At 72.5% G+C, this 24,910-nt stretch carries 24 protein-coding genes; 7 read left to right on the top strand and 17 right to left on the bottom strand.

Features of this window, described 5'->3' with window-relative positions; translation table 11 throughout:
• The first annotated feature begins 99 nt into the window (after window positions 1-99).
• The 4 genes from ETD96_RS00115 to ETD96_RS00100 all read left to right on the top strand — a co-directional run bounded on the left by ETD96_RS00115 (window position 100) and on the right by ETD96_RS00100 (window position 3,976).
• On the top strand, window positions 100-900 hold the full coding sequence (locus ETD96_RS00115; protein ID WP_138631983.1) for a VOC family protein: 801 nt from the start codon (window positions 100-102) through the stop codon (window positions 898-900).
• Between the two features lie 185 nt (window positions 901-1,085).
• On the top strand, window positions 1,086-2,429 hold the full coding sequence (locus tag ETD96_RS00110; RefSeq protein WP_138631980.1) for an LCP family protein: 1,344 nt from the start codon (window positions 1,086-1,088) through the stop codon (window positions 2,427-2,429).
• Window positions 2,430-2,687: 258 nt separating this feature from the next.
• Window positions 2,688-3,467, top strand: a complete 780-nt coding sequence (locus ETD96_RS00105; protein WP_138631977.1) for a sulfite exporter TauE/SafE family protein — start codon at window positions 2,688-2,690, stop codon at window positions 3,465-3,467.
• Window positions 3,468-3,586: 119 nt separating this feature from the next.
• Complete coding sequence (locus ETD96_RS00100; RefSeq protein ID WP_138632185.1) at window positions 3,587-3,976, top strand: YkvA family protein; 390 nt, start codon at window positions 3,587-3,589, stop codon at window positions 3,974-3,976.
• A gap of 94 nt (window positions 3,977-4,070) precedes the next feature.
• Here the strand turns inward: ETD96_RS00100 and ETD96_RS00095 are convergent, their stop codons facing one another.
• From ETD96_RS00095 to ETD96_RS00030, 14 genes are all read right to left on the bottom strand, one after another.
• Window positions 4,071-5,600 carry a sialidase family protein gene (locus tag ETD96_RS00095; RefSeq protein WP_171068763.1) on the bottom strand — a complete coding sequence of 510 codons (1,530 nt, stop codon included), beginning with the start codon at window positions 5,598-5,600 and terminating at the stop codon, window positions 4,071-4,073.
• Between the two features lie 118 nt (window positions 5,601-5,718).
• A complete protein-coding gene (locus ETD96_RS00090) occupies window positions 5,719-6,822 on the bottom strand; it encodes an alanine racemase (protein WP_138631971.1) in 1,104 nt (367 codons plus the stop codon).
• Window positions 6,819-7,646, bottom strand: coding sequence for an amidohydrolase family protein (locus ETD96_RS44310; protein ID WP_171068762.1), 828 nt, complete (start codon window positions 7,644-7,646; stop codon window positions 6,819-6,821). The genes ETD96_RS00090 and ETD96_RS44310 overlap by 4 nt, the downstream gene beginning before the upstream one ends.
• Complete coding sequence (locus tag ETD96_RS00080; RefSeq protein WP_138631965.1) at window positions 7,643-8,542, bottom strand: IclR family transcriptional regulator; 900 nt, start codon at window positions 8,540-8,542, stop codon at window positions 7,643-7,645. Before ETD96_RS00080 ends, ETD96_RS44310 begins: the two co-directional genes overlap by 4 nt.
• A 48-nt stretch (window positions 8,543-8,590) precedes the next feature.
• Entirely contained in the window at window positions 8,591-10,135 is a 1,545-nt protein-coding gene (locus tag ETD96_RS00075; protein ID WP_138631962.1) for an N-acyl-D-amino-acid deacylase family protein, read from the bottom strand.
• The gene (locus tag ETD96_RS00070) at window positions 10,132-10,599 is read right to left on the bottom strand and encodes a RidA family protein (RefSeq protein WP_240807021.1); all 468 of its coding nucleotides are present in this window, start codon (window positions 10,597-10,599) and stop codon (window positions 10,132-10,134) included. Before ETD96_RS00070 ends, ETD96_RS00075 begins: the two co-directional genes overlap by 4 nt.
• A gap of 15 nt (window positions 10,600-10,614) precedes the next feature.
• The gene (locus ETD96_RS00065; RefSeq protein WP_138631959.1) at window positions 10,615-11,649 is read right to left on the bottom strand and encodes an ABC transporter ATP-binding protein; all 1,035 of its coding nucleotides are present in this window, start codon (window positions 11,647-11,649) and stop codon (window positions 10,615-10,617) included.
• Entirely contained in the window at window positions 11,636-12,658 is a 1,023-nt protein-coding gene (locus ETD96_RS00060) for an ABC transporter ATP-binding protein (RefSeq protein ID WP_138631955.1), read from the bottom strand. Before ETD96_RS00060 ends, ETD96_RS00065 begins: the two co-directional genes overlap by 14 nt.
• Window positions 12,655-13,569, bottom strand: a complete 915-nt coding sequence (locus ETD96_RS00055) for an ABC transporter permease (RefSeq protein WP_138631952.1) — start codon at window positions 13,567-13,569, stop codon at window positions 12,655-12,657. The genes ETD96_RS00060 and ETD96_RS00055 overlap by 4 nt, the downstream gene beginning before the upstream one ends.
• On the bottom strand, window positions 13,566-14,525 hold the full coding sequence (locus ETD96_RS00050; protein WP_138631949.1) for an ABC transporter permease: 960 nt from the start codon (window positions 14,523-14,525) through the stop codon (window positions 13,566-13,568). Before ETD96_RS00050 ends, ETD96_RS00055 begins: the two co-directional genes overlap by 4 nt.
• 62 nt (window positions 14,526-14,587) lie before the next feature.
• A complete protein-coding gene (locus ETD96_RS00045; protein ID WP_138631946.1) occupies window positions 14,588-16,228 on the bottom strand; it encodes an ABC transporter substrate-binding protein in 1,641 nt (546 codons plus the stop codon).
• 51 nt (window positions 16,229-16,279) lie between these two features.
• Window positions 16,280-17,131: a fumarylacetoacetate hydrolase family protein gene (locus ETD96_RS00040; RefSeq protein WP_138631943.1), complete on the bottom strand. Its 852-nt coding sequence runs from the start codon at window positions 17,129-17,131 to the stop codon at window positions 16,280-16,282.
• Between the two features lie 3 nt (window positions 17,132-17,134).
• Window positions 17,135-18,058 carry a Gfo/Idh/MocA family protein gene (locus ETD96_RS00035; RefSeq protein WP_138631940.1) on the bottom strand — a complete coding sequence of 308 codons (924 nt, stop codon included), beginning with the start codon at window positions 18,056-18,058 and terminating at the stop codon, window positions 17,135-17,137.
• On the bottom strand, window positions 18,058-19,080 hold the full coding sequence (locus tag ETD96_RS00030; protein ID WP_171068761.1) for a Gfo/Idh/MocA family protein: 1,023 nt from the start codon (window positions 19,078-19,080) through the stop codon (window positions 18,058-18,060). The genes ETD96_RS00035 and ETD96_RS00030 overlap by 1 nt, the downstream gene beginning before the upstream one ends.
• A gap of 177 nt (window positions 19,081-19,257) precedes the next feature.
• Here ETD96_RS00030 and ETD96_RS00025 point away from each other — a divergent pair, with 177 nt between their 5' ends.
• Window positions 19,258-20,592 (top strand): aspartate aminotransferase family protein, encoded by a 1,335-nt coding sequence (locus ETD96_RS00025; protein ID WP_138631935.1) that lies wholly within the window; start codon window positions 19,258-19,260, stop codon window positions 20,590-20,592.
• A 371-nt stretch (window positions 20,593-20,963) separates the two neighbouring features.
• Window positions 20,964-21,395, top strand: a complete 432-nt coding sequence (locus ETD96_RS00020; RefSeq protein WP_138631933.1) for a hypothetical protein — start codon at window positions 20,964-20,966, stop codon at window positions 21,393-21,395.
• 128 nt (window positions 21,396-21,523) lie between these two features.
• Here ETD96_RS00020 and ETD96_RS00015 read toward each other — a convergent pair whose 3' ends face one another.
• From ETD96_RS00015 to ETD96_RS44300, 3 genes are all read right to left on the bottom strand, one after another.
• The gene (locus tag ETD96_RS00015; protein ID WP_138631931.1) at window positions 21,524-22,237 is read right to left on the bottom strand and encodes a restriction endonuclease; all 714 of its coding nucleotides are present in this window, start codon (window positions 22,235-22,237) and stop codon (window positions 21,524-21,526) included.
• A gap of 176 nt (window positions 22,238-22,413) precedes the next feature.
• A complete protein-coding gene (locus ETD96_RS44305) occupies window positions 22,414-23,199 on the bottom strand; it encodes a quinone oxidoreductase family protein (RefSeq protein ID WP_171068760.1) in 786 nt (261 codons plus the stop codon).
• Between the two features lie 5 nt (window positions 23,200-23,204).
• A complete protein-coding gene (locus ETD96_RS44300) occupies window positions 23,205-23,408 on the bottom strand; it encodes a hypothetical protein (protein WP_171068759.1) in 204 nt (67 codons plus the stop codon).
• Between the two features lie 367 nt (window positions 23,409-23,775).
• Between ETD96_RS44300 and ETD96_RS00005 the strand changes: the two genes are divergently transcribed.
• Window positions 23,776-24,306 carry a TetR/AcrR family transcriptional regulator gene (locus ETD96_RS00005; RefSeq protein ID WP_138631927.1) on the top strand — a complete coding sequence of 177 codons (531 nt, stop codon included), beginning with the start codon at window positions 23,776-23,778 and terminating at the stop codon, window positions 24,304-24,306.
• The last annotated feature ends 604 nt before the right edge of the window (window positions 24,307-24,910 follow it).

Genomic DNA, 24,910 nt, shown 5'->3' with positions numbered 1-24,910 from the left:
AGGGTGTGTCGCATTTGGGCGATTTGACTGTCCGGTGGCGCTGGGACGGGCCGGGCCCGGGTAACGCCTCCATATGCACCCGCGCGCAGGGGAGTCGGAATGCCGCTGGTGACCGGGCACCGTCCCGGATGGCCGTGCTGGGTCGAACTGGCGACCCCCGACAGGTCGGCCTCAGAGCGGTTCTACTCCGGCCTCTTCGGCTGGGACTCCTACACGCTGCTCGTTCCGCACCGCGGCGAAGTCGAGGTGTTCACCCTCGACGGCGCCGACGGTGAGGAGGTCGCCGGTCTGGAACCGCTGGCCGACCCCGCGCAGCCGGCGTCGTGGACGTGCTACTTCCGGACCGCGGACATGGCCGCCACCACCACCGCGCTCCACCGCGCCGGCGGTAGCGAGTTGATCGAGGCCGCCGACCTGGGCAACCTCGGCCGGGCGGCGCTGTGGGGAGATCCGCAGGGCGCCGACTTCGCCGTCATCGACACCTACGACTTCATCGGGGCCCGAGTGGTGGACGAGCCGTCCGCGCCGTGCTGGATCCAGCTGGCGACCAGCGACGTCGCGGGGGCGCGCCGGTTCTACGGCGAGGTGTTCGGGTGGCGGCCGGTCGACCGCGAGTACTTCGGCATCGCCTACACCGAGTTCAAGGTGGACGAGCAGTCGGTGGCGGGGATGCTGGCGCTGGAGGGGCCGGTGTCTCGGCCGGAGTGGATGCCCTTCTTCGAAGTCGCCGACTGCGACGCCGCCGCCGACCGCGCCGCGAAGCTCGGCGCCGAGGTCAGCGTCCCTCCGACCGGCACCCGGTCCGGCCGCTTCGCCATCCTCACCGACCCCACCGGCGCGCGGCTGGGCGTCATCACCCCCGACCCGGGAACGCGAGCCGGGTTCCGCCTACGCCCCTGAACCGCTGAAGGCGACGCGGCGCGCATTGACTCGACCGCCGAATTTCCATCACGTCATCGCCAGGTGGTTTTAGCGCGACTCAGGCCGGACCCGCCGGGTGATGATCAAGGCCCTTTCTTGTCTGGAGCTGTGGATCTTCGGCTTTGGTCGAGGGGATGACAGTGGGCTGAGAGGAGTACTCGGCCATGATCACATCAAGGGGGACGCACAGGGCACCGCGTACCGCGGAGACCGGTTTGCGGCGGGCGCTGCTGCTGACCGCCGCGTCGGCCGTGCTGCCCGGACTGGCGCACCTGCGGTCCGGGCGGCGGGTGACCGGGACGATCCTGCTGAGCGGCTACGTCTGCGCGATCGTCGCGGTGGTGCTGACGGCCGTCGCCCTCCGCGGGGACCTGGTCCAGCTCGCGGTCCGGTCGGATCTGCTGCTGGCGCTGATGGTGGCCTCGGGGGCGGTCGCCATCGGCTGGCCCGCTCTCCTGGTGTGGTCGTACCGGGTCGCGCGGCCGGCACGGATCTCCCGGGGGGCCCGGGCCATCACTGCGATCATCGTGGCGGGTCTGTGCACCTTGGCCGCCGCCCCGCCGCTGGCGGTGGCTCGCTACAGCTACGTCCAGCGAGACCTGGTCCGCACCGTCTTCCGCGACCCTGCGCCGTCGAAGCTGGTCGTCGGGACTCACCCCCAGCGCGGCACGGGGTCGCTGCCACGTCGCCTGAACGTCCTCTTGCTCGGAGGTGACGCCGACGTGCACCGGCCCGGCGTCCGGACCGACAGCATGACGCTGGCCAGCGTGGACACCCGGACGGGTACGACGGTCCTGATCAGCCTGCCGCGGAACCTGCAACAAGTCCCGGTCTGGGACGGCCACCGCAAGGTCACCGGGTTCCCCAGGAAGGAATTGCTCAACGAGGTGTACGAGTACGGGCATTCCCACCCGCACCTGACGCCTGGCCGCAACCCCGGCGCGCAGCTCCTCAAGCGCACCTACGGACACATCGTCGGGCTGCCCGTCCACTACTACGCGATGGTCGACATGCGCAGCTTCCGGCAGATCGTCGACGCCGTGCACGGCGTGCGCGTCTGCGTGCGGAAGGCCATTCCGGTGCCGCGTGAGCAGGTCGCGGCGGGGGTGATCCGTCCCGGCTGCCAGCGGCTCAGCGGGCGGCAGGCGCTCTGGTACGGGCGTTCACGCACCGGCAGCGACGACTATGCCCGCATGGCGCGGCAGAAGTGCCTGATCTGGGCGCTGTACAGGCAGGCCGACCCGATGACGGTGTTCCGCGCCTTCCGGCGGCTCGCGGAGGTGTTCAAGTACTCCGTCAACACCGACATCCCGCTCGGCATGCTGCCGTCCCTGGTCGGCCTGGTGAGCAAGATCCGGGGGGCGGGGCTGCACAGCATCCAGTTCGTCCCGCCGCTGATCCGTTCCGCGCACCCGGACTACGCTCGCATCCGGTCCCTCACAGCGCAGGCCCTGACCGAGGCGACCGACCAGCCCAAGACCGAAATGCTCGGCCAGAAATGCGGCTGACCCTGCCCCGGAACTGCGGTTGCAAGTATGCCGTACGGGACGAACTCGGGGCCCACGGGCAAGTGGAGTGGACCTCAGCGATCGTGGGCGCCGCCACACCCCGCAACACCTGATCAGCGCCGAAACCACGCCACTCCATGACCGGCGCCCAGGGCACGGGATGAGCCGGACACAGGGCAGTGCGGGGTCGCCGCCCGCCCTGGCCACTGCGCCCCGAAGGGGATGAGGCAGGCTTGGCCCGATGCCTGGGCTGAGGACATGACGGTGCAGACGGAACTGTTCGGCTTCGCCGCCGGCGCGCTGATCGCGGTGGTGACCGCCCCGGTCGGGGTGTCGGGGGCGGTGTTCCTGCTGCCGGTGCAGCTCAGCGTGCTGGGGGTTCCCAGCCCGGCCGTCACCCCGACCAACCTGCTGTTCAACGTCGTCGCCGGCCCCGGCGCGCTGATCCGCCACCACCGCCAGGGGAGCCTCACCGGGCCGCTGACCCGGCGGCTGATCGCCGGGGCGCTGCCCGGCGTGGTCATCGGGGCGGTCATCCGGGTGTTCGCCGTTCCCGGCGCCACCGTCTTCCGCGTTCTGGTCGGCCTGCTCCTGCTGCCGCTGGGGCTGTGGCTGTGCGTCCGCGTCCTGCGTCCGCGCCGCCGCCGTCCCGGGCAGCCGTCGGCACGGTTCATCACCTCGCTCGCCTTGGTCGTCGGCACTGTCGGCGGGGTCTACGGCATCGGCGGCGGCTCCATCGCAGGGCCCGTCCTGGTCGGACGGGGCATACCGGTCGCCCAGGTCGCGCCTGCCGCGCTGGCCTCCACCTTCCTCACCTCAGTGGCGGGGGCGTCCACCTATGCGATCCTCTCGCTCACCGCGCACGGGGACATCGCGCCCGAGTGGTCCCTGGGGCTGGCCTGCGGCTTGGGCGGACTGGTCGGCGGCTACCTGGGCGCGCGGCTGCAGCCCCGGCTCCACGAGACCGCGTTGCGGTTCGGCCTGGGCCTCGCGGCCACCGCGCTGGCCGTCCTCTACCTCCTCCAGGCGCTCACCTGACGGCCGCAGCCCGGAACCGCATCAGGCCGTCGCCAGGGGCGTCGCGGTCGTGGTGGAGCCAGCCGAGTGGAATCGTCTGCGATGGCAATACCAGAGAACACGTCCCCCCGGAGGTGCGCATGGCATGGCTCGGAGTCGTCCTCGTCGTCGCGGGTGCCTTGCCGGCACTTACCGTGGACGGTGACCTGGCCGGTATCGACATCACCGCAGCGGGGGCCGCCGTGATGGCCGTTGGTGCGGTCCTGCTGCTCGCGGGCATTCTGCGGCTGCGGAGGCGCCGCCGTGGCGGGCCGTCCGGCACGGCGGCGCAGGCTTACTACCGGACCTCCAAAGGCAGGATCGTCGCGATGGTGATCGCGGTGATCTACATCGTCTCCCCGATCGACCTGATCCCGGACGTCTTCCTGCCATTCGGAATCGTCGACGACGCCACCGCTCTCACATGGCTGCTGTTCGCGCTCGGCCAGGAGTACACGCGCCGATCGCGCGGAGAACGCCGCGCCCCCTGAAGCCCAGAACGGCGTACTGCCCGGATAGCCGCGTCATTCTTCGTAGAAGTGAGGGCGGGGCAGGACGAGTGTCCTGCCCCGCCCTCGGTGGAAACTAGGGGGCGGCGGGGGAGCGGAGTCCCAGTTCGGCGAGGACGGCCCAGCCGTTGGACTGGGTGATGTCCACCTGGACGGCGTCGATCGGGGTGCCGGGGCCGACCGGGAACCAGGTGAGGTCGTCGCCGTAGCGGACGCGGTCATCGAGGTCGCCGATGGTCCGCCAGGTGCCGTCCGGGGTGCGGACCTTGATCGTCGCTGCTTCGGCGTGGCCGGGCTTGAGGGCGACGCCGGCCTCCAGTACGCGGCGCGGCTCGTCGAAGGTGACGGTGTAGCGGGCGGGCGCGGCGCCGGCCTTCCAGGCGGCGTCGTTGTAGCCGACCACGCCGTCGATCGCGCCGCCCGGGCCCACGTTCGGCCGGCCCGCGCCCGTGTACGTGAGGTCGGTGTCGATCGTGAGGCGGCCCGCGGCGTGCAGGGCGGCCAGGTCGACGCGACGCGGGTCGGCGGGCTCGTCGCGGATGCCGTTCACGTCGACGAAGTCGCCGATGAGCTGGCTCTTGGCGGAGTCGAAGCCGAGCACGAGGACCCGGCCGGGACGGACCTCGGCGACGGCGGGGTTGGCCTGGTCGCCGGTCCCCGAGTCGTACACCAGTTCGCGCGGCGCGCCCGTCCACGAGCGGCCGGGGTCGCGCAGGACGGCTCCGACGGTGCCGCGCCGCTCGGTGAAGTGGCCGGACAGGTCGCCGTAGGCGAGGAAGACGTCGCCGTTCCGCAGGACCTCGGTGTGGGCCGAGGAGGTCACGAGGTCGATCTCGGCGGGGGCCGTCCAGGTGCGGCCGCCGTCGCGCGACCAGGACTCCTGGGAGTTGACCGCGCCCATCGTGGACGCCGCCGTGCCGATGCGCAGCAGGGCGTGGACCGTGCCGTCCGGGAGGACGGTGAGCACCGGCTCCTGGTAGTGGGTGCCCTGCGCGGACGCGATCAGCGACTCGGTGCCCGCGTGCCAGGACGCGCCGCCGTCCAGGCTGCGCACCACGGTGGCGCGCTGCCAGCGGTCGTCGGGGACGGTGCCGTAGAGCGGGACGATCAGCTCGCCGGAGGGCAGTTCCTTGATCTGCCCGTGGCTCGCCGCCCAGCCCAGCTCGTAGGTGTCGACGATGTCGGACTCGCCGCTGAGCGAGGTCTGCACCGCGACCGGCTCCGACCAGGTGGCGCCGCGGTCGTCGCTGTGCCGGACGAACACCCCCATCGGCTCGGCGGGGGAGACCGAGTAGTCGATCTGGAACCAGCTCAGCAGCAGCCGGCCGGACCGCAGTTGCGTGATCATCGGGTCGCGGTCGTCGTAGCGGGAGTCGTGCACGGTCCGCGGCGCCGACCAGGTGCGGCCGCCGTCCTCGCCGGTGAGGATCAGCAGCCGGCCGTCCTGCCCGGTGTGGCCGGCGCCCTCGCGGGCCACCGCGACGAGGGAGCCGTCGTTCAGCCGCTCCATGTTCGGGAAATGCAGTTTCTTGCCCGGGGCGGCTTGGGCCACGACCACGTCGGGCCGGTCCGGGGTTGAGGGAATGGTCGGGGCCGCGTGCGCCATGGCGCCGGAAAACCCCAGAGTGAGCAGTGCGGTCAGGGCGATGGCGGTACTTCGACGGACTCGCATACTTCCTGGATGCAACACGGAATACCATTCCATGTCAACGCTCGAACGGATGTTAATAGCGGGCCTCGATCGGGTGGCGTTCGACGGCCCGGGTGCCCTCGACGAAATGCAGCGTGCTCCACATGTTGGTGGTGCCGCAGGCGTGGTTGGGGACGATCCGGAGCAGGTCGCCGACCCGGAGCCCGGACGTTCCCGGGCCGGTCAGGTAGCCGTGCTCCTCGTTGCCGGCGGTGAACTCGACCCCGTCCAGCGGACGGCCTGACTCCGGGTCGCAGACGATGCCGAGGATCCCGGCGGTCGCGATGGTGTCGGAGCTCATCGCCTTGATGCCCGCGTCGATGATGACGGTTCCGGGCCGCTGGGCGCTCGTGACGCGGGCCAGGACGGTCTGCGCGCACTGCTCGATCCGGGCGCTGCCCAGGCCGACCTGGTTGGCGTCGAAGTACACGTACGTGCCGGGACGGGCCTCGGTGACCCCGGCGGCGAAGGGCGCGGACGTGGCGCCGGGCGTCGAGCCGACCGAGACCAGCGGGCAGGCGTGGCCGTCGGCGCGCAGTGCCTCGGCAACTTGCACGAGGGTGCGTCCCGCCATGTCGCCCGCCGCCTCCAGGCCGGCGCGGTCCGAGCCGTGCGCGGCCAGGTGGCCCTCGTGGGTGAGGACGCCCCGCAGCTCCAGCGCGGGCAGGGCGGTGAGCGCGGCGGCGGTCGCCACGGCCCGGTCGGGGTCGACGCCCGCCCGGTGCAGGCCCGTGTCGACCTCCAGCACGAAGGGGACGGTGACGCCGGCGGAGGCGGCCGCCTCCGCGAGCGGTCCCGCCGCTTCGAGGGAGTCGAGCGCGATGGTCAGCCCGCCCCGGCCCAGGGCCCGGACGGCGAACGCGACCTTGGCGGGGCCGACCGGCTGGTGCGCCCACAGGACGTCATCCACGCCTTCGTCCTGGAGCAGCTCCACCTCGGCCGGTGTGGCGCAGGTGAAGCCGATCGCGCCGTGGGCGAGCTGGCGGCGCGCGACCGCCAGGCACTTGGACGTCTTGAAATGCGGGCGCAGCGCGACGCCGGCGGCGCCGATCGCGGCGGACATGGCGGCCAGGTTGGCCTCCATGCGGGCGCGGTCGACGAGAAGGGCGGGCGTCGGCAGCTCGTCCAGCGGCGTCATGCGAGGCCCATCTGCGGTCGCGGGTCGCCGTCCAGCAGCCACTCGACGGTCTCCTTCTTGATCTCGGGGAAGCCGGACGGGCGCCGCCCGACCATCTCGCGCAGCCCGGCGACGGCCTCGGCGGGCGTCCAGAGCGGGAAGTCGGAGCCGAAGACGAGCTTGTCGACCACGTCCCACTCCTGCGCGCGGGCCAGCGCGAGGTAGCCGTCCATCGGCCGGGCCCAGGACGCCGACACGTCGGAGTACACGCGGCGGTTCTTGCGCAGCGTCACGATCGTCTCGCGCTGCCACGGGTGCCCGAGGTGCGCGATGATCTGCACCAGGTCGGGGTGCCGGCGGGCGACGTCGTCCACGACCAGCGGATTGCTGACCGACAGGTCCCCGGCCGGGCTCGGGGTGGCGCCCATGTGCCACAGGACGACGAGCCCCGCGTCGGCCGCGGCCCGGTAGAACGGGTCGTGGCGGGTGTCGCGCGGGTCGAACAGCGCCAGCACCGGGTACAGCTTGATGCCGCGCAGGCCGCGCGCGACGCCGTCGGCGAGCTGGTCGAGGACGTCGGGGTCGGTGGGGTCGAGCGCCATGAAGCCGATCGTCTCGGTGGCGGTCTCCGCGCAGAACGCCTCGGTGTGGGCGTTCGGCGTGAGGACCCCGGCGGCGGTGGCGCGGATCCCGAACACGCACGCGGCCGTCACGTCCGCCATGGCGCGGTCGTAGTCGGCGGCGGTGAACTCGTGGGCGCCGCGCCCGTAGACGGGCTTCCAGTGGTCGTCCCACTCGTGGCCCCAGTGCTCGGGCCGCTGGCAGTGGGTGTGGAAGTCGATCAAGAATCCTCCCGGGGACGGGGTACGTCGGAGCGCAGGGACGAGCGCAGGAACTCCAGGGCGGCGACGACGTCGGCGTCGGCCGCGAGGCCGGCCGCGGCGGCGCGCAGCAGGTCCAGATAGCGGCCGCGGCGGTCGCCGTCGAACTCGGCGGACGGCCCCGACACGCTGAGCGCGGCGACGCAGGCGCCGTCCACCTCGACCGGCACGGCGACGCAGCGCAGGCCGACGCTGCCCTCGTTGTCGTCCAGCGCGTGGCCGCGCTCGGCGGCGCCCCGCAGGTCCTCGGTCAGCGCGGCGACGGTCGTCAGCGTGTGCTCGGTGCGGGCGGGGAACGGCTCGGGCGGCAGGTGCGGGGCGAGGACGGCCGGGTCGAGCCCGGCGAGCAGCATCTTGCCGAGCCCGGTGCAGTACGCGGCGTCCCGCGTGCCGGGCGTGGTGTGGAAGCGGATCGGCCGGTCGGGTTCGCGGACGCACACGTGCAGGACCTCGCGCCCGTCCAGCACGCCGAGGTTGGCGGTCTGCCCGGTCGCCTCGGCGACCTTCGCCAGGTGCCCGCCCGCGACCTGGGACAGGTCCAGCCCGTTCAGGTACGCGGTGGACAGGGTGAGGGTCTTGTGGCCGAGCCGGTAGGCGGGGCGCTCGTCGGCGCGGACCACGTACCCCATCTCCTCCAGGACGGCGAGGAGCCGGACGAGCGTGCTCTTCGGCAGGCCGGTGCCCGTCGAGAAGTCGTTCAGGGTCAGCGTGCCGCCGCGCGCGGCGAGCCGCTCCAGCAGCGCCAGGCCGCGGGCGAGCGCGTTGGCGTGGTAGTTGGCCGCCGCGGGCCGGTCGTCGTCCACGTTGCGGCGGCGGGCCGCGGGACGCGTCCCGGATGCCGTCCCTCTGCCTTGGTCCATCGGTGCCTCGTCTCCGTTCAGGGAATGCGCGCTGCGGAAGATCCGCGTTCAGGGGATACGGAGGATCTCGCCGGGCCGGGCGCCGCCGTGCGCGCCGTCCTCGACCACGGTCCGGCCGCCGACGACGACCGCGGAGATCCCCTCCGGATACCGCTGTGGTGCTGCGAACGTAGCCCGATCGGCGATGCGGGCGGGGTCGAAAACGACGATGTCGGCGGCGGCCCCGCCGCGCAGCACCCCGCGCCCCGCGAGCCCGGCCCGCTCGGCGGCCGCGGACGTGCATTTCCGGACGGCTTCGGCGAGCCCGATCCGGCCCGTCCGGACGTACTCGGCGAACAGCCGCGGGAAGCAGCCGAACGATCGGGGGTGCGGCGTGCCCCGCCCGGTCGGCCCGTCCGGGTCGAGGGCCTGGCCGTCGGAGCCGATGACGGCGGCGGGATGCGTGAGCGCGTCCGCGAGGTCGCGTTCGCTGCGCCCGCCCGCCACCATCTGCACGCCGTTGCCGTGCTCGGCGACGAGGTCGAGGGCGATCTCCGGCGGGTCGGCGCCCGCGTCGGCGGCGAGATCGGGCAGGGCGCGCCCGCCGACGGCGATGTCGTCCCACGCGTTCGGCATGCCGCGCCACTCGTCCCGGACGCGGGCGCGGACGCCGGGCTCGGTGAGCCGGGCCCGCATCGGCCCCTCGCCGCCCTCCTGCGCCCACGCGGGCAGCAGCTGCGACAGCGGCGCGTTCCCGGCCAGGTAGGGGTAGATGTCGAAGGCGACGTCCAGGCCGGCGTCCCGCGCGGCGTCGATCAGTTCCAGCGCCCGCGCGACCGAGCCGTGGTTGCGCCGCCCGACCGCGACCAGGTGCGAGATCTGGGTGCGGCAGCCGGTCGCCGCCGCGACCCGCAGCGCCTGCCGGACCGAGTCGAGCAGCCCGTCGGCGTAGTCGCGGACGTGCCAGGAGAACAGCCTGCCGTGCGCGGCGGCGGTGCGGCCGAGCGCCTCAAGCTCGTCCTCGCGGGCGTAGCAGACGGGCGCGTAGACCAGGCCGGTGGAGACGCCGGCGGCGCCCGCAGCGAGCGCGTCGCCGAGCAGGCCCCGCATCCGGTCGAGCGCGGCCGCGTCGGCGGGCCGGTCGCCGAACCCGACGGCCGCCGCGCGCAGCGGCGTGTGCGCGACGAGCGCGGCCACGTTCACCGACGGGCGCGCGGCGTCGAGCGCGGCGAGGTAGCCGGGCAGGTCGGTCCAGTTCCAGCGGACGGACGGGTCGAGGTCCAGGTATCCGGCGGCCTGGCGCAGGGCGTCCGGGTCGGCGGCGACAGGGGTGACTCCGAGGCCGCAGTTGCCGACCACGACGGTCGTGACGCCCTGCCGCACGGCGCTGTGCGCCTCCGGGTTCGACAGCAGTGTCAGGTCGGAGTGGGTGTGGACGTCCACGAACCCGGGCGCCACGACCTGCCCGGACGCGTCGATCGTCCGCGCGGCCGGGCGTCCCGCCAGGTCGCCGATCGCCTCGACCCGGCCGCCCTCGACGGCGACGTCGGCGCGGCGCGGCGCCGCCCCGGTGCCGTCGACGAGCGTCCCGCCGGTGATGAGCAGTTCCGTCATGGCGTGCGCAGCCGGAACGTGGCCTGCACCTCGACCGGGCTGCCGGTCGGCAGCGCGGCGACGCCGAGCGCGACCCGCGCGTGCCGTCCGGCGTCGTCGCCGAACACCTCGGTGAACAGGGCCGTCGCCGCGTCCGCGACCAGGTGCTGGTCGGTGAACCCGGGCGCGGACGCCACCCACACCGACACGGCCTCGACGTGCTCCACGGCGCCGAGCCCGGACAGCTCGTCCCGGACGGCGGTGAGGACGTTGCGGGCGCACTGCCGCGCGCAGGCGCGGGCCACATCGAGCGACACGTCCTCGCCGACGCGGCCCTCGGCGATCAGCTTCCCGTCCCGGGCGGCGACCTGGCCGGAGGCGATCAGGACGGCACCGGAACGGCGCGCGGCGGCGACGGACGGCCGTTCGCCCGCGGGCCCCGGCTCCAGGGCGGAGGCGGCCAGTCGCTGGTCTGCGTCGTGCACTTTCGCTCCTTGAGGTCAGGCGGTGGCCAGCACGTCGGCGGGCTCGGCGAAATGGCAGGCGGCCGGGTGGCCGACGCCGTCGCGGTCGGTGAGCGCGGGGGTCTCGGTGGCGCAGACGTCCTGCGCCTTCCAGCAGCGGGTCCGGAACCGGCAGCCGGAGGGCGGGTCGATCGGGCTCGGCACGTCCCCGGTGAGCATGATCCGCTCCCGGCCCGCGCGGGCGCCGGGCCGCGTGCGCGGCACGGCCGACAGCAGCGCCTGCGTGTACGGGTGCGCCGGGCTCCGGAAGATCTCGTCCCGGGTGCCGCGCTCCACGATCGTCCCGAGGTACATCACCGCGATCTCGTGCGAGACGTGCCGCACCACCGACAGGTCGTGCGAGATGAACAGGTACGCCACCCCGAGTTCGCGCTGCAGCTCCCGGAGCGTGTTGACGACCTGCGCCTGGATCGACACGTCCAGCGCGCTGACCGGCTCGTCCAGCACGAGGACCTTCGGGCCGAGGGCGAGCGCGCGGGCGATGCCGATGCGCTGCCGCTGCCCGCCGGAGAACTCGTGCGCGTACCGGCGGGCGTGCGCGGGCGCGAGCCGCACCATGTCGAGCAGCTCGGCGACGCGCTCGGGGCCGCCGTCGTCGTAGCGGCCCTGCACGCGCAGCGGCTCGGCGATGATGTCGTGGACGGTCATCCGCGGCGACAGCGACGCGTACGGGTCCTGGAACACCAGCTGCAGGTCGCGGCGCAGCGCGCGCAGCTCGGCGCCGCGCACGCGGGTGACGTCCCGCCCGGCCACGACGATCCGCCCGGCGGTGGGCTCCAGGAGGCGCACCACCATCCGCCCCGCGGTCGTCTTGCCGCAGCCGGACTCGCCGACCAGGCCCAGTGTCCGCCCCGCCCGCAGCGAGAAGTCGACGCCGTCGACCGCGTGGACGCTGCCGGTCCGCAGGCGCAGCGGCCCCGACCGGACGGGGAAGTGCTTGGCGAGGCCGGTGACGGCGAGGACCTCGTCCGGCCGCGCCCGGTCCGGCCGCGCCGCGTCAAGCTCGGTCATCGGTCTCCTCCTCGGCCATCTCGTCGTGGAAGTGGCAGGCGCTCGCCCGTCCCGGCCCGGACCGGGTCAGCTCCGGGCGCTCCGCGCGGCACCTGTCCCGCGCCATCGGGCAGCGGGGCGCGAACGCGCAGCCCTCCGCGACCTCGCCCGGCAGCGGCGGGGACCCCGGGATCGGGGTCAGGTCGCCGGCGTCGCCGTCCAGCGCGGGCAGGCTGTCCAGCAGCCCCCGCGTGTACGGGTGCCGGGGCGAGTCGAAGATCGCCGCGACGGTGCCGTGCTCGACGACCCGCCCCGCGTACATCACCACGACCCGGTCGGCCAGCTCGGCGACCACGCCGAGGTCGTGGGTGATGAGCACGGTGGCGGCGCCGGTCTCCCGCCGCGTCAGCCGCAGCAGGTCGAGCACCTGGGCCTGGACGGTCACGTCCAGCGCGGTCGTCGGCTCGTCCGCGATCAGCAGGTCGGGGTCGTTGGCGATGGCCATCGCGATCATCGCGCGCTGCCGCATGCCGCCGGAGAACTCGTGCGGGTACTGCTTCAGCCGCCGCTCCGCGCCCGGCACCCCGACCAGGGTCAGCAGTTCGGCGGCCCTCTTGCGGGCCGCCGCCCGGGACATGCCCGGCTGGTGCAGCCGCAGCGCCTCGCGGATCTGCGCGCCGACGGTGACGACCGGGTTCAGCGCGGTCATCGGATCCTGGAAGATCATCGCGATCCGGCCGCCGCGCAGTCTGCGCAGCTCGCGGGGACGCATGGCGCGCAGGTCGGACCCGTCGAACACGACCCGCCCCGACACGACCCGGCCCGGCGGCCTGATCAGCCCGAGCGCGGACATCGCGGTGACGCTCTTGCCCGACCCCGACTCGCCGACCACGCCGAGCGTCTCGCCGGGCGCGACCGTGTACCCGGCGCCGTCCACGGCCCGGACGGTCTCCTCGTCGCCCGCGAACTCGACGACCAGGTCCTCGATCTCCAGCAGCGGCCCGCTCCCGGGCCCGGTGCGCGCGGTCATGTGCGTCCTCCCGGCGTGACGGCGTCGCGGAGGCCGTCCCCGACGAAGTTGACGGCGAGCACCGTCACCGCGATCGCGATGCCCGGCGGGATCCACAGCCACGGCATCGTCTGGATCAGCGTCAGGTTCTGCGCGTCGTTCAGCATGTTCCCCCAGCTCGCCTGGGGCGGCCGGACGCCGAGCCCGAGGAAGGACGCGGTCGTCTCCAGCATGATCGCCTGCGCGACGGCGAGGGTGCCGGTCACCGTCACCGGCGCCAGCGCCGCGGGCACGATGTGCTTGCGGATCAGCCACCACGCGTTCGCCCCGGACGCCTCGGCGGCCTGGATGTACTCGCGGTCGCGCAGCGACAGCGTCACGCCGCGCACCACCCGGCCGGCGACCGGCCACTGCGTCAGCCCGATCGCGACGATCAGCACGGTCACGCTCGGCCCGACGATCCCGGCGAGCACCAGGATGACCACCACGGTCGGGAACGACATCACGATGTCGGCGATCCGCATGATCACGCTGTCCACGATGCCGCCGAACAGCCCGGCGACCGAGCCGAACAGCGTGCCGACGAGGACGGCGCCGAGCGCCGCGGCGAGCCCGACCAGCAGCGACACCCGGCCCGCGTGCAGGGTGCGGGCGAACACGTCGCGGCCGGAGGGGTCGGTGCCGAACCAGTGCGCGCCGGACGGCCCCTGCCGCACCGCGTCCAGGTCGACCGCGTTCGGGTGCCCGGCGATCCACGGCGCCAGCAGCGACGCCAGCACCACCGCGCCGAGCACGACGCTCCCGGCGACGGCGAGCCGGTTGCGGCGGAACCGCCGCACCGCCCGCGCCCGGGGCGACGCCGACGCGGCGGCCTTCTCGGCCGCGGGCCTCTTCTCCAGGGGGACCTTCGTCCGCTTCTGCGCCGTGGTCATCGCAGGCTCACTCTCGGGTCGACGACGGCGTACAGGACGTCCGCGATCAGGTTGCACAGCAGCACCAGCACCGCCACGTACAACGCGAACCCGACGATGACCGGGTAGTCGTGCTGGCCGATCGAGCTGACCGCGAGCTGCCCCATGCCCGGCCAGGCGAAGACCTGCTCGATCACCACCGCGCCCGCCAGCATCTGCGGGATCTGGTACATCACCACCGTGATCAGCGGGATCAGCGAGTTGCGCAGCGCGTGCCGCAGCACGACCCGGGCCCGCGACGCGCCCTTGGCCTCGGCCGTCCGGACGTAGTCGGCGCCGAGTTCGTCCACCAGGCCGCCGCGCACGTAGCGGGTGAACGGCCCGGCGGTGACGAACGCCAGGATCAGCCCCGGCAGGACCAGGTGCCGGAGTTGGTCGGCGGGGCCGCCGCCGCCCGGCGTGGTCATCCCCGCCGACGGCAGCACCCCCCACTTCAGGGAGAACAGGTAGATCCCGACGATGCCGAGGAAGAACGGCGGCACCGAGACCGCGGCCAGGCCGAGGACGGTGGCGCCGTAGTCGACGGACGTGTTGCGGCGCACCGCGGCGGCCACGCCGAGCGCCACCGACACCACCAGCGCGACCGCGAGGGCGGCGCCCATCAGCTGCAGCGTCGGGCCGACCCGCTCGCCGAGCACCGCCGACACGGGCCGGTGCCCGACGTAGGAGTAGCCGAAGTCGCCGTGCAGCGCCCCCGACAGCCAGTTCCCGTACTGGACGACGATCGACCGGTCGAGCCCCAGCTCGTGCCGCTTGGCCTCGATGAACGCCTGGCCGCCGCCGCGCATCTGCTCGGGGTCGACCATCATGCGCACCGGGTCGCCGGGCGCGACCCGCACCAGCACGAAGATCCCGACGCTGATCAGCAGGAACACGAACGCGTTCACCAGCAGGCGCCGGATGACGTAGGCCGCCACGCCTCACCTCCTTCCTTGCACGGCGGCCGGGCCGGGGGCGCCCGCCCCCGGCCCGGCCGGGATCAGCTCAGCTTCCAGTTCGCGAAGTCCCAGGTCCCGACCTCGTTCGTCGGGAGACCCGTCGGCTCGAAGCCGGACAGCCGGGTCCGGTACGCCCAGACCGCGTCCGGGTTGTAGAGCCACAGGTACGGCACCTGCGCGTTCTCGACCTTGGCGGCCTCCTGGAACAGGCTCGTGCGCTCCGCCGGCGCCGCGACCGAGTCGGCCTTGGACAGCAGCTCGTCGAGCTTCGGGTCGCAGAAGTGCGCGACGTTGCCGCCCGCCGGGTAGGACTGGTCGCAGGCGTCGATCGTCGCGACGGTGGACGGCTCGGTCGCGTAGTTGCCGCCGCCGAACAGCGCCATGTCGTACGACTTCTTCTCGTAGGACGACAGCAGCTCGTCCGCCTGCACCTGCTTGAGCTCCACGTTCACGCCGACGGCCTTGAGCTGGCTCTGGATCACCGTCACGGCGGTGTCGCGGTCGCGCTGCCCGGGGATCCACGACAGCGTGACGGGCTTGGCCCCGTCCCAGCCGGCCTCGGCGAGCAGGCTCTTGGCCTTCGCGGGGTCGTAGGCGTAGTCGTTCGCCGCGGACGTCGCGAGCTCCCCGTAGAAGCTGGAGTTCACGACCGTCCCGGCGCCGCCGAGCACCTTCTCGACCAGTCCCTTGCGGTCGATCGCGGTGAGCAGCGCCTGCCGGACGCGCGCGTCCTTGAACCGCTTCTGCGACTGGTTGAGGGCGATCCGGGTGAAGCCGGGGCTCTTGGCGGACACGACCTTGACGCCGTCCATCTTCTTCACGGTCGGCAGGTCGGTCGGCGAGACCTGGGTGAGGTCCATCTCGCCGGTGCGCAGCTGCGCGGTCGCCACGTCGGAGGTGACCGGCTTCAGGAACACCTTCTTGACCGATACCGGCTCGCGGAAGTTCGGGTTCGCCTTCAGCTCCACGTACTGGTCGGTCTTGTAGTCGGCGAACGTGAACGCCCCCGAGCCGACGGTCGGCCGGGTGAAGAAGCCGTTGTCGCCGAGCCCCTTCGCCGGGCCCTCGCCGAGGACGTGCCGGGGCAGGATCGGGGTGTTGCCGATCAGCCCCGGCAGCCCCGCCGCCGGCCGCGTCGTGGTGATCTTCACGGTGGCGGCGTCGGGCGCGGTCACGCCCGTGAGGGAGTCGGCCTTGCCGTCGGCGAGCTCCTTGGCGCCCGCCACCGCGGCGAACTTGCCCGCCTGCGCGCTGCCCGTCTCCGGGTCGGCGAGCACGGTGAAGGTGAATACCACGTCCTCGGCGGTGAGCGGCTTGCCGTCGCTCCACTTCAGGCCCGGCTTCAGCTTCACCGTGATCGTCTTGGCGTCGTCCGACACCTCGGGCGCGGCGGCGGCCAGGTGCGGCTTCAGCCCGTAGGACCCGTCCGAGCCGTACAGCGAGTCGAAGATGAACGACATGACGAGCTGGTCGGGCCCGTTGTTGGGCGCGAGCGGGCTGAACGTCTTCGGCTTCTGGTACAGGTACATGTTCAGGACGCCCGCGTCCCCGCCAGCGGACTTCTGGGTGGGGTCGGAGCTGCAGGCGGCGAGCGCGCCCGCCGCGAGCACGCCGCCCAGCGCGGCCGCGGCGGCTCGCCGCCCGGGGCCGCGGGCCCTCGTTCTCCCGGAACGAATGGTCATTGACTGCCTCTTCTCGGCGGTGGCCGGGCACCCGCCCGGCCACTGGTCCGCTCAGCGGACGCGGTTCACCAGGCTTCCGAGCCCGGTCACGCGGACCGTCATCTCGTCGCCTGCGGACAGGAACTCCCCCGATGCCATCCCCACCCCGGACGGCGTGCCGGTGTACAGCACGTCGCCGGGCTCCAGCGTCATCAGCCGGGACGCGAACGCCACCAGCTCCGCGACGCTGAAGATCATCTGACCGGTGTCGCCGTGCTGCCGGACCCGCCCGTTGACCTCCAGGATCACCTCGAGCTTCTGCGGGTCGGGCACCTCGTCCGCGGTGACGAGGTACGGGCCGAGCGCGGCGAACCCGTCGAGCCACTTGCCGTTCAGCCAGTCGAAGAACGCGACCGCGGAGTCCTCGGTGTCGCGGTCGTGGCCGTAGTCCATCTTCCGGGCCGACACGTCGTTGCCGATCGTGTAGGCGCCGACGTGGCCGAGGGCGTCCTCGACCGGGATGTCCTTGCCGCCGCGCCCGATCACCGCGACCAGCTCGGCCTCCCAGTCGATGCTGGGGCTGACCGACGGCAGCGCGATGTCCTCGCCCGGGCCGCTGACGGCGGTGCCGGGCTTGATGAACAGCCGCGGCGAGATCCGCGACTTGTCGAGCGCGTCCCCGCCCGTCTCGGTCACGTGCTCCTGGTAGTTCGCGGCCACCGCGAGGACCTTGCCGGGACGCAGCAGCGGCGCGAGCAGCGTCACCTCGTCCAGCGCGTGCTCCGTCCCGCCGGACGGCACCGAGCCGAGCCCGCCGACCAGCGCCGAGAGGTCGCCGGGGCCGAGGTCGGTGACGCGGCCGCCTTCGACGATCTCGCCGTGGCGGACTCCGCCGTCCGGCAGGCGGTACGTCGCGAGCTTCATGGATCAGACCTCCGGGGAGTCGATCGGCACGGGCGTGCCGAGGGCGAGGGAACGGGCCGCGGCGTCGGTGACGCGCAGCGCGGCGAGGGCGTCGGCCGGGCCGGCCTCGGGCGGCCGGCCGGTGACGACGGCGGTGTGCAGCGCGGTGAGCATCCGGTCGACGGTGCCGGGGCCGTGCCAGGCGGTGCGGCTGCCCGTCACCGTCCGGACGGACGCGCCCGGCTTGGCGGCGTCGACGTCCATGACCCCGCCGGAGCCGCTGATGCGGTACCGGTGCAGCGCCATGCCGGGGGCGTCGACGGTGCCGCGCAGCCGGCCGACGGTGATGGTGCTGGTCATGCCGTGCTCGTGGTCGAGCAGCAGGACGGTGAACCGGCTCCGCTCGCGGCCCGGCACGGCGTGCACGCGGCGGACCGCCTGCCCGGTGAGGGCCCGCACCACGTCCACGGGGTAGAGGCCGAAGTTGACGAGTTCGCCGTCCGGGCACGGGTCGCCGCCGTCGACGAGGAAGTCGGCCTGGACGTTCCAGGGCAGCCCGACGCGTCCGGAGGCGAGCGCCCCCTTGGCGGCCTGGACGGCGGCGCCGAACCGGTGGTGGTGCGCCGGCATGCAGACCAGGCCGGTCTCGGCCGCGACCGCGGCGATCGCCTCGACGCCGGCCGCGTCCAGCGCGAGCGGCTTGTCGGCGAGGACGTGGCAGCCGGCGCGCAGCGCCTCGACGACCCGGTCGGCCCGCTCCTCCGGCGGCGCGCACACGCAGACGACCTCGGCGCCCGTCGCGCGGACGGCTCCACTGATGTCCGGCCGGTCGCTCTCCACGACCTCGAACCCGGCGTGCGCCCGGAACGCGGGAAGGTACATGTCGTGCTGGTGGTCCTGGGTCCCGAACCCGCCCGACCCCCAGGGCAGCACCTTGAGCGTGCGCATCAGGACGCCTCCTTGAGGACGTCGGCGACCCGGACGGGCTCGCCGGTCGCGATCGATCGTTCGGCGGCGACGCCCATCGCCACGGCCAGCAGCCCGTCCTCGCCGGTCACGAGCGGCGGCTCGCCGGTGACGGCGTCGGCCCAGGCGGCGATCTGGAGGGCGAACCCGTCGCCGCCGCCGGGCGGGAGCAGCGCGGTGCCGGTCTCGTCGGTGGCGGTCCCCGACTCGGCGTCCCAGGGGAGCGTGAGGATCCCGCCGCTCCCGGCGACCATGACGTCGCGGCGGGCGAAGGACGCCGGGCGGTGCCCGCGGCTCATCTCGCACACGGCGGTCGCGCCGCCGGCGAACCCGACCGTCATCTCCAGGTAGTCGTAGATGCCCAGTTCCGCAGCGGTCTGGCGGCGGCCCCGCGCGTACACGGTCTCCGGGGTGTCGTCCGTCCACCAGGCGACGAGGTCCAGCAGGTGGACGCCGTTGTGCAGCGCGTGCCCGCCGGACCGGGCCGGGTCGAGCATCCAGCCGCGCCAGTCCGGCCAGATCCAGCCGCCGAGGATCGCCAGCCGGACGAGGTCGACCGTGCCCAGCTCACCGGAACGCAGCACGTCCCGGACCGTCCGCGCGTAGTCGTAGTAGCGGTGGCTGTGCGCGGGCATCAGCACCCGCCCGGCCGCCGCGAACGCCTCGACCGCCCGGCGCGCGCCGGCCACCCCGGTGGCGAGCGGCTTCTCGATCAGCAGGTGCGCGCCCGCCTCCGCGACCTCCACGGCGATGTCGGCGTGCGTGTCGTTCGGGGTGCAGACGACGCAGCCGCCGGCGCCGGTCTCCGCGAGCGCCGCCGCGAGGTCGGTGAAGGCCGGCACGCCGCCGTTCGCGCGGGCCGCGGCGGCGGCCCGGCCGGGGTCGATGTCGACCACGCCGGCGAGCTCCAGCCGCGGCTCGGCATGGATCGCGGCGGCGTGCTGCGCGGCGATGAAACCGGTGCCGACGACCAGCGTCCGAAGCGGCACGGAATGGGATTCCATGTCGAGGGATCCTGATCCCCAGGCCATTCACGTGTCAAGGGTTCGCGGGAGAAAAACTTGAGGTCTCCCTGCTCAACCGGAGGCCCCGCAATCGAAGGGTTGACATGGAACGCCTTTCCATGAACTATTCGCCGACAGCGTCACCCATCACTCGCCAATCTCTTGGGGGCTCCCAGAATGACCACCGCCGAGCTGGCCGGGCGCAGGTCCGGCGCGGAACTGCTCGCCGCCGCGCAGGCCGTGATCCCCGGCGGCGTCAACTCCGCCACCCGCCTGGTCGGCGTGCCGCACGCGATCACCGCCGCGTCCGGCGCGCACGTCACCGACGCCGACGGACGCCGCTACCTCGACTACCACGCGGCGTTCGGCGCGATCCTGCTCGGCCACGCCGCGCCCGAGGTCGACGACGCGGTGCGCGCCGCCATCGGGGGAGTCGACCTGGTCGGCTGGGGGGTCACCGAGCCGGAGATCGAGCTGGCCCGGCTGGTCACCGAGACCATTCCGTCCGCCGAGCAGATGATCTCGGCGATGTCGGGCAGCGAGGCCACCGCGCAGGCGGTCCGGCTGTCCCGCGCGGTCACCGGCCGGCCGCTGATCGTCAAGTTCCAGGGCGGCTTCCACGGCTGGCACGACGCCGTCGCCCGCAACGTCATCTCCGCGCCGGACCGCGCCTACGGCAGCGACCCGCTGTCGGGCGGCATCCTGCCGGAGGCGCTGGACGCCACGCTGATCGCCGAGTTCAACGACCTGGACTCCGTCCGCGCCCTGTACGAGGCGCACCCGGACCGGATCGCGGCCGTGATCATGGAGCCGATCCCGCACAACGTCGGCGCCCTCGTCCCGACGCGGGAGTTCGTGACCGGGCTGCGCGCCCTCACCGCCGAGCAGGGCTCGCTGCTCATCTTCGACGAGGTGATCACCGGGTTCCGGCACGCGCCCGGCGGCTACCAGCAGGTCTGCGGCGTCCTGCCCGACCTCACCACCTTCGGCAAGGCGATGGGCAACGGCTACCCGATCGCCGGGCTCGCCGGCCCGCGCCGCCTGATGGAGCACTTCAGCTCGGCGGGCGGGGAGGTGCTGCTCGCCGGGACCTTCAACGGCAACCCGGTCTCGTCCACCGCCGCCATCGCCACCATCACCTACCTGCGCGAGCACCCTGACTTCTACGAGCGCACCCACGCCCTCGGCGACCGCATGCGCTCCGGCCTCACCGGCATCTGCGCCGACCTCGGCATCGCGGCCACCGCCGCGGGCTTCGGCGGGGTGTTCAGCCTCTACTTCATCGAGGGGCCGATCCGCGGCTACCGCGACCTCCTGCGCAACGACCATGCCGCTTACGTGGCCTTCCATCGCCGCATGACCGACCGCGGCTTCCTGATGCTGCCGCTCACCCTCAAGCGCAACCACATCTCCGCCGCGCACACCGAGGAGGACATCGACCGCACTCTGGACGCGGCCCGCGACGTCCTCCGCTCGATCCGCGACGACGGCATCCTCACCCCTGCCGAGTAGACGACGGAGGGGAACGGTGGCCGCTTTGCAGAGCGGCCACCGTTCCATTTCGGAATGGCTCAGCGCGCGAGCATCAACTCGGCGAGCATGGACGCACCATCGGATTGCGAGATGACCACCTTGACGTGCTTGGCCGTAGTGGCCCGGCCGAGTTCCGCCCAGGCGATCTGCCCGGCCCGAACAGTGACATGGAACAAAATTCCGCGTTGAGTCGGTGTCGGGTGAAGCTCAGGCGTCCTTTTCGGTGACACCCCCACTTCTCGTAACTGGCGGGAAATCCGGTTGTTCGCGCCGGGCGCGCGCCCCAGGATGGAACGTGTGGACGTTCCCGGGCTCGTCCCCGAGGCGGTCGGACGTGGAGGTGGGGAGTGGTGGGAAGCAGGAACCCTCGGGAGAAGAAGCGGCTCAGCTATGCCAAAGATCGCCGCAACGCCTACGCGGAGAACGACAAGTCGTCGAGGAACGCGGTACGGCTGAACAAGCGGTTCCCCAATCGCGCCAACCGCCATCGTCTCCAGCGGATCCTTCGGAACGCCACGGGCGCCCTTGACGCCGACAGAGCCGGGGAAGTCGAGGACATGCTGGCGCGCCGGCGGCCGAAGACGTGGCGGAAGGAGCCCGGTCTACCGCTGGGGGACTGGGTCGAGAGCAGGCTGCAACGGCGCATTCACCAGGAAGGCGAAGGCTCCGCTGACGAGCGCCGCCTTGCCAGAGTTGAGCGGCGCCGCAGCCGGCGAGCGAAGCTCCGCTCCCTCAGGCAGGCGCAGGTCGCCACCAAGGGGACCGTCGAGCGGCGCTGGTGACGCGGTGATCTAAAGGTCACCTTCGGCGTCCACGCTGATGTCGTGCAGGCCGCAAGCGGTACCGGTTCAGCCTGGACGATTACGTGACCAAGCCGTCCAGCCTGGAAGAGGTCCTGGCGCAGCCAGGCTCAACTGGCGTTGCCGTAGCGGGCGTCCGCAGCGATGCCGAGGACGTCGTGCAGGTGGACGCCGTCGGTGGCCCAGCGGATGAGGGCGGCCTTGTCGATGAGGTGGATCCCGGCCTTGGCGGAGAAGGCCAGCGCATCACGGGTGTATCCGCTGGTGGTGACGACGAGCATCATCCGGGCCTGGTAGATGGGCCAGGCGGCACCGGCGACCTTCTGGACGTCGTCGGACTTGACCTTGTTATTCGGGGTGTAGTGCTTGACCTGAACGATCCAGCGTTCGTCGAGCGCGGCGTCGTAGCCGATAACGTCGCCGGAGAAGTCGCCCGTTCTGCCGGTGTGCTCCGCGTCGATCCCGTCGCGGCGCATGAGGTGCATGATCGCGATCTCGAAGTCGCGCCAGTGCATGTCCCGCATCTGCGCGAATGTCAGGCTGTAGGAGCTGACTCTTTCCCGGCGTTCCAGCTCGGCGGACCACAAGGACCGCCAGTAGCGGTCGGACGCGAACGCGAGCAGTGCGAGGCCGGGGAGCGACAGATACCAGTAGGTGATCGAGAGTTGCCACAGGTATGCGAGAAGCGCGATCAGGCCCAGCAGCAGGAGCACGCATACGGCCCATCCCTCAACGCTGCGCGGCCTTCGGGGCAATGCCACCCAGCCCGGCAGCCACCAGGGCCGTAAAGCCCCGTACTCCTCGGTGGACCAGTCGTGACCCATGCGTTCCTCCTGCCAGTTCCCCGCGCCGACGAGGCCGTGGCCAGGATCGAAACACACCGGTCCGACAGGATCCGCCGCAAACCCGAGACAGTGAGAAACTTGTCCACCGGAAGGCAGACCAACCTGCCTTCCGCGCCCGGAGGCGGCGCCTCAAAGCCGCGGGCCACGAGGCGGGCTCAGGTGCGGGGATCGAGGAACACTCTCCCGAGAGGACGGTCCTCGACGACGCGTCTCTGGGCCTCGGCGACCTGGTCGAGTGGATAGACCCCGTCTATCGCGGGTTTGATGGCGCGGACGGAAAGATGCCCGAGCAGGGTGCGGTAGGTGTCGGCGACTTCCTGCTGGGTGAAAGCGGTGAACAGGAAGCCCTCCATGCGCGCGGTCTTCCAGATGAGGTCGGTGACGTCGATGGCGGCCTTCGTGCCGGCGATGTAGCCGATGCTGACGAGGACTCCGCCGCGCCGAAGGGTGCCAAGTGCCTGGCCGGTGAGATCGCCGCCGAGGCCGTCGAGGACGATGTCCACTCCTGCGCCGTCGGTCAACCGCGCGACTCCGGCGCTCAGCGTCTCCTGCTCCAGGTCGATGATGGCAAGGTCGTCGGCGTGTGGGACGGCGGCGAGGCGGTCAGCGCCGCGGGCGGTGGAGATGACCCGCGAGGCGCCCAGGAGCGGAGCCACCTGCGCGGCGGCGTTGGCGACCGCGCCGTAGATTCCAGGGGCGAGAACGACCTGACCCGGCCGCATTCGTGCGGTCCTGGTGGGCGCCAGCCTGGCGGTCAGATACCCCGATCCGGTCACGAGGCCGGCGGCGTCGTCGCCGACGTCGTCGGGAATGGGGACGAGGTGACTCGGCGGGACGGTCGCCAGTTCCCGCCAGGTGCCGTCGCGGGTCGTGCCGTAGCCCCAACCGCACAGCAGGACGCGGGCACCGGGCGCATGCCCGGACGTGCCGGGATCTTCCACGCGGCCTACGGCGCTGGCCCGGGCGCCAGCGGCAGCGGCTTGTGCATCGAGGAGGGCAGGACACCGGTGCGGACCTTGTCGTCGAGAGGGCTGACGCCGGTGCGGACGATCCGGATCACCACGCTGTCGGCGTCCGGTTCCGGCTGCGGCAGCTGGCCGATCCGCAGGACGTCCCGTCCGCCGAACTCGTGAAACCGTACGGCGCGCATCAGGCCAGCCTCTGCGCGTTCGGCCAGACGGTGCCGGGGTTGAGCCGGTCCGGGAAGCGGCGCGACCGTAGCGCGCAGGCGGCCAGGTGGACTGGCCGGTCGGTGAAGCGGTGCGCGATTGAGGGACGGCAGACGACCAGGCGACGGCGCCCTTGCCGGGGGAGCAGAACATGTACCGCGTCAACGGGTTCGCGAGTATGGGCGCCGGACAGTAGACCGGCCGGGAGACCGTGGTCGTGCACATAGCGCTGGATCTTCAGCCCGCCGCGCACGGAGCCTCCGCCTGACCGTTTCGCCGGATCGCCCGGATCATCGGCTTCGATCTGGCTAGCTCCCGACCGTCTGGACGGTCGGGAGAAGGGGAGTCATGCGCGACAGAATCCTGGACGCGGTCGAGCGCATACTGATCGCGGGCGGCGCCGACGCGATCCGGCTGGACGCCGTCGCCGCCGAGGCCGGGGTCAGCAAGGGCGGGCTGCTGCACCATTTCCGGTCCAAGCGCGCGCTGATCGAGGGGGTGCTCGGCCGTCTGGTCGAGCGGTTCGAGGCCGAGTTGCCGCCGCCCGGCTCACCACCCGGGTCGTTCACCCGGGCCTGGCTCGACGCGACCATTCCGGAGGAGGACGGAGCACCGGACGACCGTTTCGATCAGGTCGCGGTGGCCTTGCTCGCCGGGATATCGGGCGGGCCCGAGGTACAGGCCGTGCTGCGCCAGTGCTACGAGCGCTGGCAGCAGCGGATCTGCGATGACGGACTCGACCCGGCGACCGCCACCCTGGTGCGGCTCGCCGTGGACGGCTGGTGGATGGCCCGGCTGCTCGGCCTCGCCCCGCCGCGCGACGGCCTGCACACCGAGGTGCGCGCGCGGCTGACCGCGCTGATCAGCGAGGAGCACTGAATGCCGTACGTGCTGCTCGGCGCGGGCATCGTCGTCGCCGGCATGACCGTCATGAACCTCGGCGGCGGGGTGAGCCACGGATGAGGCCGGACCGGCTACTCGCGGCGACCAAGGTCGCCATGTTGCTCACCGACATCGGGTTCTGTTCATACGACGACGCCTTTTGCGCTCGGTCACCGGCAACACGCCGCCTGCCGAATGCGAGGCACCCCACTACCGTCCGGCCAACAAACCAGTGCCAACTGGTGCCAGGTAAATCGGGCTTCAGTGAACCCGGCACACCTCAAGGCATCGTGGTGCTGTGGGGGAGGGGACTTGCGATTATTGGCGACTGCCGGTGTACGCCAGATGTCGTTGGTCGGCCGTGGACTGGTTTTGTTCACCTTTGGTCGATGCCCTTCAGGTGACGAGTTGGCGATGTGGTCATTTCCTCAATGGCGCGGGCGGTCGGAGTGCGGCCGTTGTCGCCCCGCACAATGACCCTTTTTCATCGGTCTGGGGAGATGGTGATCACGAAGTGATCGCGATGCTGGCGTTCGGCCGGTGAAGCGAAGAAGCCCCTGTTAGACGGCTTGATCGCCACGATCTCGACGTCCGAACCAGG

Source organism: Actinomadura geliboluensis (assembly GCF_005889745.1).
GTDB classification, from domain to species: Bacteria; Actinomycetota; Actinomycetes; order Streptosporangiales; family Streptosporangiaceae; genus Spirillospora; species Spirillospora geliboluensis.
Note: the sequence above shows the minus strand (reverse complement) of the source record. Positions and strands in the feature narration are given on the sequence as shown.

Coding starts and splice junctions, on each gene's coding strand:
- ETD96_RS00035 (WP_138631940.1), bottom strand. CDS start 18,058: ATGCGCACGCTCAAGGTGCTGCCCTGGGGGTCGGGCGGGTTCGGGACC.
- ETD96_RS00065 (WP_138631959.1), bottom strand. CDS start 11,649: ATGACCGAGCTTGACGCGGCGCGGCCGGACCGGGCGCGGCCGGACGAG.
- ETD96_RS00040 (WP_138631943.1), bottom strand. CDS start 17,131: ATGAAGCTCGCGACGTACCGCCTGCCGGACGGCGGAGTCCGCCACGGC.
- ETD96_RS00090 (WP_138631971.1), bottom strand. CDS start 6,822: ATGACGCCGCTGGACGAGCTGCCGACGCCCGCCCTTCTCGTCGACCGC.
- ETD96_RS00055 (WP_138631952.1), bottom strand. CDS start 13,569: ATGACCACGGCGCAGAAGCGGACGAAGGTCCCCCTGGAGAAGAGGCCC.
- ETD96_RS00015 (WP_138631931.1), bottom strand. CDS start 22,237: ATGGGTCACGACTGGTCCACCGAGGAGTACGGGGCTTTACGGCCCTGG.
- ETD96_RS00115 (WP_138631983.1), top strand. CDS start 100: ATGCCGCTGGTGACCGGGCACCGTCCCGGATGGCCGTGCTGGGTCGAA.
- ETD96_RS00075 (WP_138631962.1), bottom strand. CDS start 10,135: ATGACGGAACTGCTCATCACCGGCGGGACGCTCGTCGACGGCACCGGG.
- ETD96_RS00080 (WP_138631965.1), bottom strand. CDS start 8,542: ATGGACCAAGGCAGAGGGACGGCATCCGGGACGCGTCCCGCGGCCCGC.
- ETD96_RS00100 (WP_138632185.1), top strand. CDS start 3,587: ATGGCATGGCTCGGAGTCGTCCTCGTCGTCGCGGGTGCCTTGCCGGCA.
- ETD96_RS00005 (WP_138631927.1), top strand. CDS start 23,776: ATGCGCGACAGAATCCTGGACGCGGTCGAGCGCATACTGATCGCGGGC.
- ETD96_RS44300 (WP_171068759.1), bottom strand. CDS start 23,408: ATGCGCGCCGTACGGTTTCACGAGTTCGGCGGACGGGACGTCCTGCGG.
- ETD96_RS00110 (WP_138631980.1), top strand. CDS start 1,086: ATGATCACATCAAGGGGGACGCACAGGGCACCGCGTACCGCGGAGACC.
- ETD96_RS00095 (WP_171068763.1), bottom strand. CDS start 5,600: ATGGCGCACGCGGCCCCGACCATTCCCTCAACCCCGGACCGGCCCGAC.
- ETD96_RS00025 (WP_138631935.1), top strand. CDS start 19,258: ATGACCACCGCCGAGCTGGCCGGGCGCAGGTCCGGCGCGGAACTGCTC.
- ETD96_RS00030 (WP_171068761.1), bottom strand. CDS start 19,080: ATGGAATCCCATTCCGTGCCGCTTCGGACGCTGGTCGTCGGCACCGGT.
- ETD96_RS00045 (WP_138631946.1), bottom strand. CDS start 16,228: ATGACCATTCGTTCCGGGAGAACGAGGGCCCGCGGCCCCGGGCGGCGA.
- ETD96_RS00105 (WP_138631977.1), top strand. CDS start 2,688: ATGACGGTGCAGACGGAACTGTTCGGCTTCGCCGCCGGCGCGCTGATC.
- ETD96_RS00060 (WP_138631955.1), bottom strand. CDS start 12,658: ATGACCGCGCGCACCGGGCCCGGGAGCGGGCCGCTGCTGGAGATCGAG.